Source organism: Tamlana crocina, from assembly GCF_012037625.1.
The window spans coordinates 144,882-159,496 of sequence record NZ_JAAVJS010000006.1 but is presented as its reverse complement, the minus strand read 5'-3'; the positions used below and the strand labels follow the sequence as shown (position 1 = coordinate 159,496).

Annotated in this window: 12 protein-coding genes and 1 pseudogene; all 13 read right to left on the bottom strand. The window is 35.4% G+C overall.

From position 1 onward, the window contains the following. Window positions 1-9: 9 nt before the first annotated feature. Window positions 10-1,032 carry a glycosyltransferase gene (locus tag HC176_RS06065; protein ID WP_167917290.1) on the bottom strand — a complete coding sequence of 341 codons (1,023 nt, stop codon included), beginning with the start codon at window positions 1,030-1,032 and terminating at the stop codon, window positions 10-12. 59 nt (window positions 1,033-1,091) lie between these two features. Then, window positions 1,092-2,630, bottom strand: coding sequence for a glycosyltransferase family 2 protein (locus tag HC176_RS06060; protein WP_167917289.1), 1,539 nt, complete (start codon window positions 2,628-2,630; stop codon window positions 1,092-1,094). Then, window positions 2,627-3,775, bottom strand: coding sequence for a glycosyltransferase family 4 protein (locus HC176_RS06055; protein WP_167917288.1), 1,149 nt, complete (start codon window positions 3,773-3,775; stop codon window positions 2,627-2,629). Before HC176_RS06055 ends, HC176_RS06060 begins: the two co-directional genes overlap by 4 nt. 104 nt (window positions 3,776-3,879) lie before the next feature. Continuing rightward, a complete protein-coding gene (locus HC176_RS06050; protein WP_167917287.1) occupies window positions 3,880-5,277 on the bottom strand; it encodes a glycosyltransferase family 28 protein in 1,398 nt (465 codons plus the stop codon). 7 nt (window positions 5,278-5,284) lie between these two features. Beyond that, window positions 5,285-6,163 carry an N-acetylneuraminate synthase family protein gene (locus tag HC176_RS06045; protein WP_167917286.1) on the bottom strand — a complete coding sequence of 293 codons (879 nt, stop codon included), beginning with the start codon at window positions 6,161-6,163 and terminating at the stop codon, window positions 5,285-5,287. Between the two features lie 206 nt (window positions 6,164-6,369). Beyond that, a pseudogene (locus tag HC176_RS06040) lies at window positions 6,370-6,678 on the bottom strand (GIY-YIG nuclease family protein); the annotation flags it as partial. A gap of 159 nt (window positions 6,679-6,837) precedes the next feature. Continuing rightward, window positions 6,838-7,992 carry an acylneuraminate cytidylyltransferase gene (locus tag HC176_RS06035; protein WP_167917285.1) on the bottom strand — a complete coding sequence of 385 codons (1,155 nt, stop codon included), beginning with the start codon at window positions 7,990-7,992 and terminating at the stop codon, window positions 6,838-6,840. Window positions 7,993-8,058: 66 nt separating this feature from the next. Beyond that, complete coding sequence (locus HC176_RS06030; protein WP_167917284.1) at window positions 8,059-8,970, bottom strand: hypothetical protein; 912 nt, start codon at window positions 8,968-8,970, stop codon at window positions 8,059-8,061. Then, window positions 8,971-10,410 carry an MBOAT family O-acyltransferase gene (locus HC176_RS06025; protein WP_167917283.1) on the bottom strand — a complete coding sequence of 480 codons (1,440 nt, stop codon included), beginning with the start codon at window positions 10,408-10,410 and terminating at the stop codon, window positions 8,971-8,973. Continuing rightward, window positions 10,411-11,295, bottom strand: a complete 885-nt coding sequence (locus HC176_RS06020) for a glycosyltransferase family 2 protein (RefSeq protein WP_167917282.1) — start codon at window positions 11,293-11,295, stop codon at window positions 10,411-10,413. Next, window positions 11,296-12,447 (bottom strand): glycosyltransferase family 4 protein, encoded by a 1,152-nt coding sequence (locus HC176_RS06015; RefSeq protein WP_167917281.1) that lies wholly within the window; start codon window positions 12,445-12,447, stop codon window positions 11,296-11,298. It abuts the gene before it with no gap. Then, window positions 12,448-13,392, bottom strand: coding sequence for a glycosyltransferase family 2 protein (locus HC176_RS06010; RefSeq protein WP_167917280.1), 945 nt, complete (start codon window positions 13,390-13,392; stop codon window positions 12,448-12,450). Continuing rightward, the gene (locus HC176_RS06005; protein ID WP_167917279.1) at window positions 13,389-14,531 is read right to left on the bottom strand and encodes a glycosyltransferase; all 1,143 of its coding nucleotides are present in this window, start codon (window positions 14,529-14,531) and stop codon (window positions 13,389-13,391) included. Before HC176_RS06005 ends, HC176_RS06010 begins: the two co-directional genes overlap by 4 nt. Window positions 14,532-14,615: the final 84 nt, after the last annotated feature.

Below are 14,615 nucleotides of genomic sequence, written 5' to 3'. Positions count from 1 at the left end.
TCTCTAAATTCACATGTAATCTTCAAAAAATATAAAGTCTTGTTTTACACGTTCGCTTACCTCATAAAACTTTAAAAAGCTTCTATAACCATTTAAAGCCAATTTATCCCTAAAATTTTGATTGGAATAAATATGCCTCAATTTTTCGGCAAGCATTTCATGGTCTCCCGTTTCAAACAGCAGACCAGTTTTATTATCTTGTATAGTTTCTTTTATCCCTGTATTATTTGTTCCGATAACACATGTACCAACACTCATTGCCTCTATCACTGTAAAACCAAAAGCTTCAGAATAACTAGGAACAACAGAACAATACGCCCCCCTTAGGCACGTTAAAACTTCATTTTTACTTTTTGCCCCAAGAAAGGAAACTCTGTTTTTTAGTTTCAAATCATCAACCAATAATTCTAATTCGCTTCTCATGCTTCCCGCCCCTATAATATCCAAATTAACATGGGGGCTAGTTTTAATTAGTATTGCTAGTGCCCTCAATAACACATCAACTCCTTTTGATGGATGAAGCCTGCCTATGTAAACTATCTTATTTCTGTCCGTTTTAATTTCTGGTAATACCGAATTATAATCCCTTACTGCATTAGGTATTACATTGATTTTATTTTTATTTACAAAATACTTATCTGAAACATCAAACTTAGTTGCCTTAGAATTAGCAATAATTTTAGTGGCAAATTTATATACCAATGCTTTTCTACAGAGCAATATCTTACGCTGTGGAAATTGAGTGCTTAATGTCCTTACCCATGCTATTCTTGCCTTTACTCTTGTTATAAAACTAATAATTAAAAAAACATTAACCGCTCCAAAAACCGAAATACACATACTTGGCTTGAACTTTCTTATTTCTTTGTAAAAGAAAATAAAATCTTTTACTTGAGTGGGGCGACCAGATGGCCAATATTTAACAATTACATCACGGCTCAATGCATTTTGAGCCGTTTTTACATCAGTAAAAACCAATACCTTATATTTTTTTGAAAAAGTGTTTGCCAAATCTGTAAAATAATCAGACACCGAACTGTTATTTAGTGAAAAAGCGATAAAAACACATTTAACCATTTAAGAATAGAATATTAATGTTGCTCTAATTTATCTGCCCAAAATATACTTAGCTTCCAATCTCGTATAAATTTAGAAAAATAAGAAAACGGATTTTTATTTTTTTGTTGCGAATAATATCTAAAAAAAGAAATGCATTTAAACCCTAAGAATTGTTCGTCGGTATAAAACTTTTTCCTAACGTACATTACTGTTGGCGAGGGTTTAGGTTGCTCCTTTTCCTTCTCCCATGGATGGAAAAATTTTGTTCTAAACCCTCCCATCGGAGCCTTGAGGTGAACAATCTTTAAATCAGGAAAAAAAATAACATCGTTGCCACTATTTCTTAACTGTCTTCCAAAATCGGTATCTTCTCCATAGCCAAATTCCAAAGCCATATTAAAACGAATATCTTTTAAACTCTCGGTTTTCACAACACTGCAGCCCGAACCAAAAATACCTGTCTGGTGTGTATAATTATACTGACGTGGCAATGTTTCACCCTTTTGAAGGTATTCTGTGGTTAAAACATCAACCCCATACTGTTCGATTTTTTCAAAAACACTTTTCAACAAATGAACTTCAAACCTATTATCGTCGTCATTTAAAAACACCCACTCGCTTTCCACGAGATCTAAAGCAATATTTCTGGCATTACAAGCTCCGGTTTGGTGTGTAAACACATGTTTTATTTTAAACGGCCAATCGTCTTCTGTTAAAAAGTTTAATTCTGAAACGCTTTTTTCGGAAGGATTTTGCTCGACTACAATCACATTTTTGGGCAATAGCGTTTGAACGGCTAAATCCTTTAAAACGTCATACAAATACTGTTTTCTTCCTATGGTGGGTATAACCACATCAATCTCTTTTTTGTTGACCACAACTTTTGAAGACTGTATTTCTAAACTTTGAAAAGTAACACTCCGTTTTTTGTAAAAGAGAGAACGGACAAATGAAAAGAAAGTAATCCTTTTGTGATAAATAATCTGGCACAGCAAAAGCATATACGTCCAAACCCATTTATAATGCTGTTTGGCAAATTGAAACAACTCACCTGTTGAAGCCTTTTTTGTTTGAATACCGTGCCCTGGCAACTCTTTTAAAAACTTTGGTTCGGAGTAACAAAACAGTCCCTTGGGCATGGCCAACTTTGCCAATGAATTTAAAAAATAATCAAAGTTTTGACAGCTTTTTATGCCATTGGTTGCATTTAAAAACTCCGCCGAAACCCCACCAATATCACTGCTCATTAGCCAAGTGGGGTATCTTACATCGTACTTTACATTAACAAATACCGACTGGTCAATAAAACCAATAGCTTTTGGTATATAACTTGTTTTACATACCGAAAACGAGGCCATAATTTGCTTGTGGTAAAAAATATTAGAAATTTCAGATGTATTGATATATTTTACATAGGTTTTATAACACCACATAATAATATCGTCTGGAAATGTTTTGGCCAATGCAAACATGGTCTCCATAATTGAAGGCTCAACCGAAAACTTTAGTTCGTTCAAAGAAGCATCCAAAACCTGTAATGGCCTATTATTTTCGTGCACCAATACGATCATCCGTTCAAAACACTGTTATAATATTCCATATTAATCTCCGCAATCTTATTGATATCGAATCGTTCCTCAACTTTAAGTCTCGCCGCTTTCCCAAAATTTCGGCACAGGTTTTCATCGTTTAACAATTGAAGGATTCTAGCTGAAAAGGTTTCAATTTCCGAAGGATGTACCAAAAAACCATTAATGCCATCGTCAATTAATTCTTGTGCCCAGCCTATACTGGTATTCACTACGGGTTTTTGTAGTGCCATGCTTTCTATCGTTACCATACCCAAAGTCTCTGCAAAACTAGGGAATGTACAAACATGCGCCTTTTTAATATGTGATTTGACTTCAGAATAAGGGATTTTCCCTAAATAACCTACCTGATTTTTCGCTTCAGCCGACAGCAAACTTTCCATCAACTTATACGTTGAAGGCGCTCCAGTTTTAATATCCGGGGCATCACTCCCAATGAGAACCAATTTGGCTACTGGGTTTTGGGCAACCACTTTATTGAATATTTCGGCCAACTCCAAAACGCCTTTTTTCCGGATGATAGTGCCGATGTATAAAATGGTATTTCTGTTATACGTTTCGGGCGATTCATTTTCAAAATTTTCGAGCTGCAAACCGTAATGGATCGTTTTTATTTTTTTAGCGTCCAATCCGAAAATTTTTCGGGTTTCTTCACCTGCATATGTTGTTGGGGCAATATAGGCCGAAGCGCCTTTTAGTGCCAACTTTTCGAACATGAAGTTTTTAAACTTTTGTTGTCGTCCATCCAACTTGCAGAAGTATGCATCGCTTCCGTGAAAACGGATAACGAGAGGCACTCTAAAATGCATAAATGCGGTGATTCCCGTCCAATCGGCCGCTTCAAGAATATCGATATTTTCTTTTGAAACCACTTTATTCACATAATTTTGAATGTGCTTGCGGTAAAAATACCAAGTACAAAACTTAAATCTTTTTTTCTTAATCAGGTGAATTTTCATTCCCTTTTCTTCAATAATAGCGTCACTGTCCTGCTGATACACAAAAACCGTCACTTTTGAACCTTTTTCCACCAAGGCTTCGACTAAGTTTTTTATGCTTGTGGCTATACCTGCAGCATGGCTAACTTTTGGGTGTGGATATTCGGGTGTTATGAAGCCTATTTTCATTGGTTAAAATCGTTAATTGAAACTATGCGCTTTCCGTTTCTATTTTTTTAAGCAACGCAAAAACATTCGTGTATTTTTGGGAAAATCACACGAATATTAAGGTTTTAGTTTAATATTGAATCTATAGTTTTCCAGATATTCTTTGATGCTTCCGTTGGCGTTTTTCCCACTACTATTTCATACCACGTTTTGCACTCTTCCACATTGCTCAAGGTTCCGTCCAAAATCTGTTGTACCAAACCTTCCAAATCATTTTTATCAGTACAGAACACCACAGCATTTTTACTTGGCATACTTCTAAAATGCACATATTTATAATTCTGGCCAATATCGCGGATGCCCTTTTTGAGTTGTGGCTGTTCGTAATTAAAATAAATACAAGGCTTATTGTGTGCTACAAAATCAAATACCGTAGATGAGCATACATTGGTTACAAACTCACTATGCTCACAAACATTGTACAACATTTTAAAATCTTCGGACGTTGGCAACACCTGGTTCCATTGGCTGCCCACTTGTTTCCAAATGGGGTCTAAAACAGCTATAATATCTTTGTTTTTTTCAATAACGGCATTGTATCGGTCGGTAAAATCTACCGGGCATTTTCTGTAAATAACCCCCAGATTATATCCTTTTGAATTCAAATTTCGAACAGCATTGGCCAAATCTTCCAAATAAAACTGGTCAAGCGGTGAGGTAGTTATGTCATCTCCCGAAAAGCAAATGTATTTTTTATTGATATCCAGATTGTACTCTTTAAAAAAGCCTTCCCTGCTTTGTTTTAAATTTTCATTGTAATGCGGCTCAAACTGCGGGGTGCCTGTTACAAAAACCTGTTCCGGCTTTACAAACGGATAATATTGCAGCACTTGCTGTTTCATCAAATCGCTCCAAACGCAATAATAATCGGTCTCAACCACTTGCATGGCTTTGGGCACGTTATCCCATGAATACACAAAGGCTACGGTTGGAATGCCCAAATCTTTTGCCGCTAAAAGCGCACTTATGGATTGGGTAGCCCGCTGTGTGGTACAAAAAATTAAATCAGGTTTATGTTCCTCCAGCTGGGCTTTACAATACTTGTATTTTGATGTAGAACGCTCTAGCTGGTTTATTTTACTCCTAAGTTTTTCACCCCCTTTTTCAGAGGAATGTAAACCTACCAACCATTTCACATATAAACTTTTAAAGATATTTTTTAAGCCTTTATAATTGAATGGGAATTTATAAGTGGGGTAAACTGAATCATTGAACTTATCTCTCGATACATTGAGCTCTGCCCGCTTTCTGGCCCTAGAATAAACAGGCAGCAACGGGTGAGCCGAATGGTCTTCTATTTTTACTTCCTGAAACCCAAGATTGTCTTGTAACGAAAAAATGGTATTGTTCCAATAAGTAATATCGAATCCCATTTGTTCTCCAATTATTTTAAAATCGGTAAAGGCAAAATTTCGTAAGCCAACACCATCTGGAAAAAATATGAATACTTTTTTATTGTTCAAAATACAACTATGCTTTTTGGTTTTTCAGTTTTTCACGTTGTACTTGCTCAATAGGCAAAATATCCTGTTTTTTAAATTGAAGCGCTTTATACACTGCATTAACATCGCGTGATAACTTCCTTAAGCCCATAGGCTCCAAAGACGCTGCGTGGTCGGTGCCTTTCCAGGTTCTATCGAGCGTGTAGTGTCTTTCAATAATATTGGCACCCAAAGTGTAAGCAGCCACATCAACCGCAATACCCAAATGATGCCCAGAAAAACCAATGTGCTTTACGTCTCTTCCATATTTCTCAATAAGTAAATTGATATCCAGCAGGCACACATCCTCAAAAGGGACTGGGTAACCCGATGTGCAATTGTATAGCACTAAGTCTTGGTTTCGTTTTTTTCTTTTGAAAAGGCCCACCAGTTCTTCAATTTCTTCCTTGGTGGTCATTCCTGTAGAAATATGTAATTCTCCCGAATAATTTTCACACAACCATTCTAACATCTCAACATTGTTATTACATGCCGAAGGAATTTTTATAAATTCTGGATTTAAAGAAGCGATTTCCTTAGCGGAAGTTAAATCCCAAACAGAAGTGGAATAGGTAATGCTTATTTCCTCGCAATAGTGTTTTAATTCGGCATGATGATCGACATCAAACTCTAAATACTCACGGTGTTCACCATAGGTTTTTCCATAAGAATTTACCGGGTTCGGGTGTGGTTTGTTATATTGCTCTTCGGTTAAAAGCTCTTTGTTATTTCGTTTTTGAAACTTTACGGCATCGACATTACAGAAAATTTTGGCCACTTTAATCAATTCTTTGGCTATTTCCATATCGCCTTTATGGTTGCAACCAATTTCGGCGATGACATATGGTTTTTTGTATGTACTCCTCATCGTTTTCATTTTGTAAATAAAGAAAAAACAATTATTTAAAACAATCTAAATTTTAGGTGGCTTTTTATGGTATGATTAGTTTTAACAACATTTCGACAAGCTCAATGTGACATTATAATCAAATAGTACTGCGGAAAGCTCACTTCGACAGGCTCAGTGTGACTAACGTATTATATTTAACTAACAACTCAAATCGAAGCTATCAGTCAGGCTGAGCCTGTCGAAGCCCCATCATCTTTTCCAAATTGCGTGTAATTTTTTGAATACCTCACCAAACGCTCCCAGTCTTCATCTATTAAAGCCTGTTTCTTTCTTCTACTCCATCCTTTAATTTTCTTTTCAAAATCAATAGCTACTGATGGGTTATTGAACATTTGAAACCAAACCAATTCTACGGGATGCCTTTGGCTGGTATAGCAGTTTTTATCCGTCCCTGAACGATGTTCTTGCATTCTACGCTCTAAATTATTTGTAAATCCAGTGTAAAACGAATCGTCATTACATTTTAGGATATATACAAAATAGTATTTTAAAGTTTTATTTTTTTATGATTTTTGACGAATTGGACAACCCTTCGACAAGCTCAGGGTGACAAGCGTATTTTATTTTAACCAACAACTCAAATTGAACCTATTGGTCAAACTGAGCCTGCCTAAGTCCTTTCGAAGCCCTGATTAAAAACGCTTATTGTAATTCATGATAAACTGGCAGGCCTCCCTTATGGCTCCAGCTCCAGAGTTTTTAGACAACACAATATCGGCATGCTGTTTTACGATATCAGTTGCGTTATTGGGGGTTAAGGACCAGCCTACACTACAAATATTGGTTAAATCGTTAACATCATCGCCAACATAAGCGATGTTGCTCAAAGTAATGTCCTTTTGGGAAATAATATGATTAAGCAAGGTAAACTTATCTTTTACCCCTAAGAACACATTTTCTATTTTCAGTTTGTCCATGCGTTTGGCTACCAATTCTGAATTTTCAGAAGTCATTACCATCGCCTCAACGTTATATTGCCTTAAAATTTCGAGCCCCATACCATCGCGCATATCAAAACTTTTGGTATGCTCGCCATCTTTAGTATAAGTAATCGTGCCATCGGTAAAAACACCATCAACATCCAACACGACATGGGTAATTTTTTCCGATTTTTTTTGGCGTTTTTGACGTTCCATCAATAAATTTTCAACCACGAGCCAATCCGCTTCCGAATCGATTTCGTGCAACGATTCCTCTGGCATTTCCACAACAGCTACTTTGTCACCAATTCTATTTTTATGTTTTTGAATGATTTCTTTTTTTGCAGCATAAACGGCACCGTTTTCAATGAGTAAACCTTCAAAATCTTGTCGGCGTGGACGGTTAAATGGGTCGTAGTTTAAAGGTTCCCCTTCTTTATTCCACAGAAACCGGTGGGTATTAACCACGGTTAATACAGAATCATAACCAATATCCAATTTATTTAAACAGGTATTAATGTCATCTTTTTTGGTGAAAGGCGAGGTGACCTGTAACAAACAAAACACATCGAAATCATAATTTATAGACTCGCAGAATTCTAGCATGGCAAACTCGGTAGAAGCCGTATCGCTGGCACTTTCCTTACTTCTTAAAAGCGATTTTACTTTGTTGGTCCAATGGTATTCTTTTTTGATAAACTCTATGATGCTTTCATCATCGGTATAAACCACGACTTCGTCCAAATCTGAAAAAATAGCTTCTCCCAAAACCCAAGTAAACAATGACCGACCGACCATTTTGCGTTTATTTTTATTCGGGATGCCTTTTGAGCCTTTTCGTAGTGGGATGAATCCTATTTTTTTCATGCACTTTTATTTAAAGTCTCTAAAATACATTTTACTGATGAAACAACTGAAAATAAATATTGAAAATTACTCAGTAGTTAACCTTATGCCATTTAAAAACCTAACAAGTTCTGAAGTAAAAATAGTGGCTCCTTGTTTTGTTAAGTGGGATTCATCATAAAAGTATTTTTTATTTGAATAAGCTTCGTTTAGGGAATCATAAACAAAAACATGGTTTTCTGGTTGTACCATCTCAGTAAAACGCTGGTAAAAACTCTTGTTGAATACGCCAAAATTTGGACAAAACACAAATACTAAATTGATGTTTTTGGAAGCACAAATATTTTGAATGCCTTTAAAGGCCTCAATTTTTTCATTTTTTTCGAATGTCCTATCGTATGGTTTTCCGATTTCAGAATACTCTAAATCCTTAGATTTATTCTTTGTAATTGCCATGGTACCATAAGCATCCAAAGGGTTTAAAGACGGCACAAACACCTCTTTTTTAAAATGGGTACTGTTTAACCTGCCAAGGAAAAAAACATGCGACAAAATATTGTTCACCCCTTGTTCAACCAATTGGCTATTGATATAATTATACTTGGTTAACGGTTGCAGAGCATCTTTTCTATATTTTAGGCTTCCTACGTTAGCAAACTGGCTGGAATTATCAATGGTGATAAAAACGCACTTTGGTTTTTTGTTGAAATTCAACAAAGTTTTAAAAATAAAATGCTGAAAATTGATATTTGCCCCTTGGTACGAAAGATTGTAAGCAGACATACCAGTTTCTTTTTCCAGTTGCCCTGCCAAAATGTTTCCTGCGCCCCTTGAAGACCCCAAAACTATAATGTCTTTATTTATTTGTCCTTTTAGCAGCATTTCCAAGCGCTTATCGTACTGCCTGTGAGGTGTTTGTTCCAACAAAAACCAAACGCCCTTTTCAATTACAAAGAAGGCTATAAAAAAGATTAAAATACGGGTTAAAAACTTTTTCATTTAAAACTGAAAATAAATAAACTCCTGTGGTTTTTCATTACTAAATACAAAAATTAAGGCTATAAGCAGCATGTAGAACCCCCACCTCAAAGCACGTTTTTGGCTAGACAGAAGCTTTTCTATGGCATAATGGCGCTTTCTTCCCATCCATTCAACCAAAACAAACAATAGCGTTACAACAATAACATCTGTAGGCCTAACTTTTGGGAGCGATAGTAACTCTTTACTAAAAATACCTTGAATATATGATAAACCATGCCCAAAATTCTCAGCCCTAAAAAACACCCATGCCAAAACCGTTATGCCAAAAGTAAAGGCCATTGAAAAAAACTCCCTAAAATTGGGCAATATAGAATGTTGGGCAACTACATTTAAGTGCTTTCTATTTTGTTTTGCCAAGAGCAACGGTAAAAAATAAAGAGCATTTAAAAAGCCCCAAAATACAAACGTCCAATTGGCACCGTGCCAAAAACCACTAACTAGAAAAATAACAAATGTGTTTCTAATTTTTAGCCAAATAGAGCCTTTGCTACCCCCTAGTGGAATATACAGGTAATCCCTAAACCAAGTAGAAAGAGATATGTGCCAACGTCTCCAAAATTCAGCTACATCTCTGGAAAAATAAGGAAACGCGAAATTTTGTTTTAAATTAAATCCAAACAATCTTGCTGTACCAATAGCAATATCCGAATAGCCTGAAAAATCGCCATAAATCTGAAACGTAAAAAACAGAGCCCCCATTAGCAATGTGCTGCCAGAATAACTATCGGAATGGTTAAAAATGGCATTGGCATATTGTGCGCAATTATCGGCTATAACAATTTTTTTGAAGAGCCCCCATAAAATTTGTCGGCAGCCATCAACAGCTTTTGAGTAATGGAATTTTCGATGCTTGTAAAACTGGGGTAATAAATTGGTAGCCCGCTCAATAGGGCCAGCCACCAATTGCGGAAAGAAACTTACAAACGCCAAAAAAGCAACCAAATGCTTAGTGGGCTCCAGTTTTCCCTTATAAATATCAATAGTATAACTTAGTGTTTGAAAGGTGTAAAAACTGATTCCTACCGGAAGTATGATGTGTAAAGAATTTGGGGTTATTTTATGCCCAAAGAAGGAAAACACTTCAACAAAATTTTCAACAAAAAAATTATAATATTTAAAAAAGCCCAAAAAGCCTAAATTGACAAAAATACTCAACCAGAGCAAGGCTTTTCGAACAGATGGCTCTTGGCTTTTTTTAATCTGTAAGCCTACAATAAAATCGATCAACGAACTGAAAAATATCAGCCCCAAAAACCGATAATCCCACCAGCCATAAAACACATAACTGGCTGCTACCAATAGTAGGTTTTGGTGCTTTAAATTTTTATGAACAACAAACCAATAGAGCAAAAACACTATGGGCAAAAACACGGCAAAATCTAAAGAATTAAAAAGCATTTATGCAGAATAGTTTAGCGTTTTTAAATTAGACTTGTGCTTTATTGTAGATTGTTTTACGGGCGCCCTATGCTTTAATAGTTTTGGAAGAAAACAAACGGTTTCAAAAAGCACAGATATAAAAGATTTGAAATACACCCCATCTGTTATAGCATATTTTTTAAAGTTATGCCAAAGCAATTTCAGTATTTGAAATACAGGATTGGGATAATACACCACATAAAACCGAATGGAATTTTGCAGTTGGTGCTTAAACCTAAAATAGTTTTTACCCTGCTTTTTTCGCTGCTCTGCATTTACCCGGTGGTTTACTTTTATTTTGGGCTGATACAAAATTTGATACCCTAAATTTAAAACCTCTAAAGCCAAAGCGGGTTCTTCTCCATAAATATCGATCCAAACTGGAAACCCGTTTGATGATTTGTAAACGTCCTTTTTTATTGCAAAACCACACCCCACAAAATCGTTGGTAAAATGAGGAGTTCTATTTTTAGCCTGGGCTAAAGCCTCGGCATCAGAACCAAACTGCCCCCTAACTTCCTGAAAAGCTATAATGCCCAATTTTTTATTTGAATTAAACTCTGCTTCAACCGAGCTTATAAAATCCAAACTTAACGGGTGAGCATCGTCATCCAACCCGATGAAAATACAGCCTTTGGCCTTTTTATACAATTTATTTCGGGCAGGAGATGCGCTGATACTTTTTTCTGAAATACTCCAATTTACCCAATCAAACCGCTCTATAAGTTTTTCGGTCTGCTTACAACCATCAATAAAAACAAGCACCTCATGAACGGACAAATCGAGCATTGGTTTCAGCTTATTTAAAGTGAACGCCAGCTCGTTTGGCCTGTTTTTAGTTACTATTAAAAATGAAATTTTCATTTAATGAAATGTACGCTTTATGTTCTGGTAAAGTTCAACAATTTTAGGTTTTAAATGGTTCCTTCCATATTGTTTTTGAATGAAATCAATATTTTGGCTTTGGGTTGATTTGCGCAATTCTTCGTTATTTATAGCCCGTTTTATATGCTCAGCAATTTCATTCGCATTGAGGGCATCTCGAATTAAAAGGCCGTTTTTACCATCTGCGATAACTTCTTCGGTTACATGTCCTGGGTTGGATTGTATAGGAAAAGCTCCCATACCCATCGCTTCCAAAAGGGCATTAGGCATACCGTCTGAGAGGCTGTTACCAATATGTACCATGGCTTTCCCCATCATACCTAGCAGCTTTTTATTTTCTACAAAAGCATATCTGGAGAAAACTGTAATATTGAGATCTGAGAGAAACTTGGAATCCGTTATTTGCTTTTCGATGGTTTTATCCGCGCTGTAAACCACTATCTGCTTATTTTCTAAAACAGATTTTGGCAATAGCCCTAAAGCATTTAGCACCACAGAAGCCTTACCCACACCATCATCGTAGCCCTTGATCAAAATAATTTCTCTTTTATGGGCCGCTTCATTTTGAGCAATATCCAGCTTTAGGCCGCCATTTCCTGGAAAAACGCCCAAATAATTGTTCGAAAAACCATTTTTTACTGCTATACCATGGTCGCGTTTACAGTCGGTTATCAAGTAATCAATGCGCTTTAAAAACGTCTGCACTTTGTGGTTTGTCAATCCCAATTCCCTGAAATAAAACAAATCACTGCCCCAAGACGAATACACAAATGGGGTTTTGTTTTGCTCCATTATAGATAAAATGGGAAGGCCGGACAACTGCATTTCGAAACAGTGCACAATATCTGGCTCAATAGCTTCATAAGTAGCTTTAAAGGCTTTTTCGACGCTATTCTCATTATATTTTTGAATGGCTCTGTACATTTTGGGCAGATGCTTTTTTAAGGCATGCCTTAATGGAAAATCGCATTTTAACTTCCAGCCTTTTATCTGTTTTACCCATTCTATTTTTTCTGATTTTGGGCCACCATCGGTAACATCAAACCAGTACACGTCAAAGCCTGCCCCTTTCAATTGGTTTACCCATTGAAAAAAATGATGGTTGGGAATGGCTACCATGAGGATTTTCATTTACAACTTAAATAATGGTTTGAATTTTGTATCGCCCTTTTTTATAACTCTAAAAATGATGTAAAAAAAGTAGATACGCAACATCTTTAATCTTAACTCTAAATTATAAATCAACTTTTCTGCTTCAATAAACCTTAAACATGCATCAGCTGACTTGAAGTCACGTTCGGCCAAAGCCATCCTAAAAAAACCTAACGTCATTTTTAGTATTGACAGTCTAACAGTCTTTGTTTTACTTAATGATAAAACAGTTCGTTTGGCTTCAAAATAAGAATCTAACCCATATGCTACATTTCCGTAAAATTTGTTTGTGGATGAATTTTCACCAATTCTGTAATAGATTAAATCTTTATTTACAACAGCTATCTTTTTTATACTAAATAATGCTCTCGCATATAACTCATGATCTTCTAAAATATGTAAATCTTCCCTCATGGGCAAAAAGGGTGACAAAACATCCTTTTTCCACATTGGCGCCACCATCATCATCGGGAATTCACCAGTTACAAAAGCCTCAAAAACATTCTCCGGAATCCGTATATCGAATGAATTTTTATAGTGGTCTATACCTCTAAAGTCTCCTGAAAACTCAACTAATTTACAAACTACCGAATCATTGTCTTTTATTGCCTTTACTTTTAGCTTTAGATGATCAGGATGCATAATATCATCACTGTCAAAAAACTGAAGATATTTACCTTTTGCTCTTTTAACCCCCAAGTTTCTGCAAGTACTGGGGCCTTTAGGCATTGACATAGGACGTACAAGTATTTGGAAGCGCTTGTCGTTTTCAGTAATAGCCTTTAACACCTCTACTGTATTGTCCGTACTACCATCATCAACAATAATACATTCCCAATCTGTATAATTTTGTGATTTAATAGACTTTAATGTTTCCTCAATTAAATTCGATCTGTTGTATATGGGGGTGATTATAGAAATCATGATTCTATAAATTGAAAATATTTATTCATAACTATTTCATTCGATGCATAATTTAGATAATACTTTCTCATTTGCCTTTTTAAATCATAAATATCTGATTCCGTTTTTTGTAAAAGTATGTCTATAGCATTACACAATTCAACTTCTGAACTGTCATCGATAAGTAATTCTTTATTGACAAAATTTAACCGTTGTGGCATTGCTCCAACTTTTGTAGAAAGCACAAGTTTACCTGCAGCCATGGCTTCAATACCAACCAAAGGTCCCCCTTCGTTTCTCGATGCAATTAACAATACATCTATTGAATTTAAAAACTTTGGTAAATTTATATGCGGTATAAAACCTATTTTTTTTATGTTAGAATTTTTACTAGCAAAATCAGCAATTTTATTTCCAAGAGGCCCCGAACCTGCAATTACTAATTCTAGTTTAGTTCTTTTAAAACTTTCAAGAATAACTTCTAACCCTTTTTCATGACTCATCCTTCCTAAATAACCAAACTTTAAAGGAAAATTTACTGAAATATCTGAGCTAAGTAAATCCTTTTCTAAACGACTAGACTGCTCAATGCATCTCACATTTTTAAAACCTTCGTTAATTAACGCTTTAAGGTTTTCGAAAGAGTGTACAACAATTTTCTCTTCTTTTAAAATTTTAGAGTATTCCATTTCACTGCTAAATGAACCTGTAATACGCACTATCAATTTCTTGTGCTTTTGTTTGCATATTTTTGAAACAACTGGCAACCACTTATCACTCAACAAACCACTGTAAAAAACAATATCTTGTTTACTTATCTGCTCGTAAAGTGTCTTCTCATATAACTTATCAAAATTGAAAAAGAAACTGCTGATTTTATTTTTTACCAAAAACACATTTTCACACTGCAATCTATTTTTCCTTTTGATAGCCTTAGCAAAAAACTTGATTGCAGGGTTTTCTAACGCAATTCTCTCAAAAGAAATCATTTTGTTTGGGCATAAAAACTCATCTACAATAGAGAGAGACGAAACAGGTATAGTTGAGAAAACTGTAACTTCATATTTTTTTTGAAATTGTTCTATAAAAAAAATACTATTTATTTCTCTTCCTCCAGATTCTGAGATTGGGCCTATTATGAGAATTCTTTGTCTATCCATTAAAAGGTATCTTTCTTGAAAACAGATGATTTTCAGTATTGTCTATCAAAACAATTACGATTTTTTTTTTGCCTTTTCAACCGA

What these genes read in the sequence shown, in the direction of transcription:
- HC176_RS06060 (WP_167917289.1), bottom strand. Translation starts at nt 2,630, where the DNA reads ATGATCGTATTGGTGCACGAAAATAATAGGCCATTACAGGTTTTGGAT.
- HC176_RS06055 (WP_167917288.1), bottom strand. Translation starts at nt 3,775, where the DNA reads ATGAAAATAGGCTTCATAACACCCGAATATCCACACCCAAAAGTTAGC.
- HC176_RS06045 (WP_167917286.1), bottom strand. Translation starts at nt 6,163, where the DNA reads ATGAGGAGTACATACAAAAAACCATATGTCATCGCCGAAATTGGTTGC.
- HC176_RS06035 (WP_167917285.1), bottom strand. Translation starts at nt 7,992, where the DNA reads ATGAAAAAAATAGGATTCATCCCACTACGAAAAGGCTCAAAAGGCATC.
- HC176_RS06030 (WP_167917284.1), bottom strand. Translation starts at nt 8,970, where the DNA reads ATGAAAAAGTTTTTAACCCGTATTTTAATCTTTTTTATAGCCTTCTTT.
- HC176_RS06025 (WP_167917283.1), bottom strand. Translation starts at nt 10,410, where the DNA reads ATGCTTTTTAATTCTTTAGATTTTGCCGTGTTTTTGCCCATAGTGTTT.
- HC176_RS06020 (WP_167917282.1), bottom strand. Translation starts at nt 11,295, where the DNA reads ATGAAAATTTCATTTTTAATAGTAACTAAAAACAGGCCAAACGAGCTG.
- HC176_RS06015 (WP_167917281.1), bottom strand. Translation starts at nt 12,447, where the DNA reads ATGAAAATCCTCATGGTAGCCATTCCCAACCATCATTTTTTTCAATGG.
- HC176_RS06010 (WP_167917280.1), bottom strand. Translation starts at nt 13,392, where the DNA reads ATGATTTCTATAATCACCCCCATATACAACAGATCGAATTTAATTGAG.
- HC176_RS06005 (WP_167917279.1), bottom strand. Translation starts at nt 14,531, where the DNA reads ATGGATAGACAAAGAATTCTCATAATAGGCCCAATCTCAGAATCTGGA.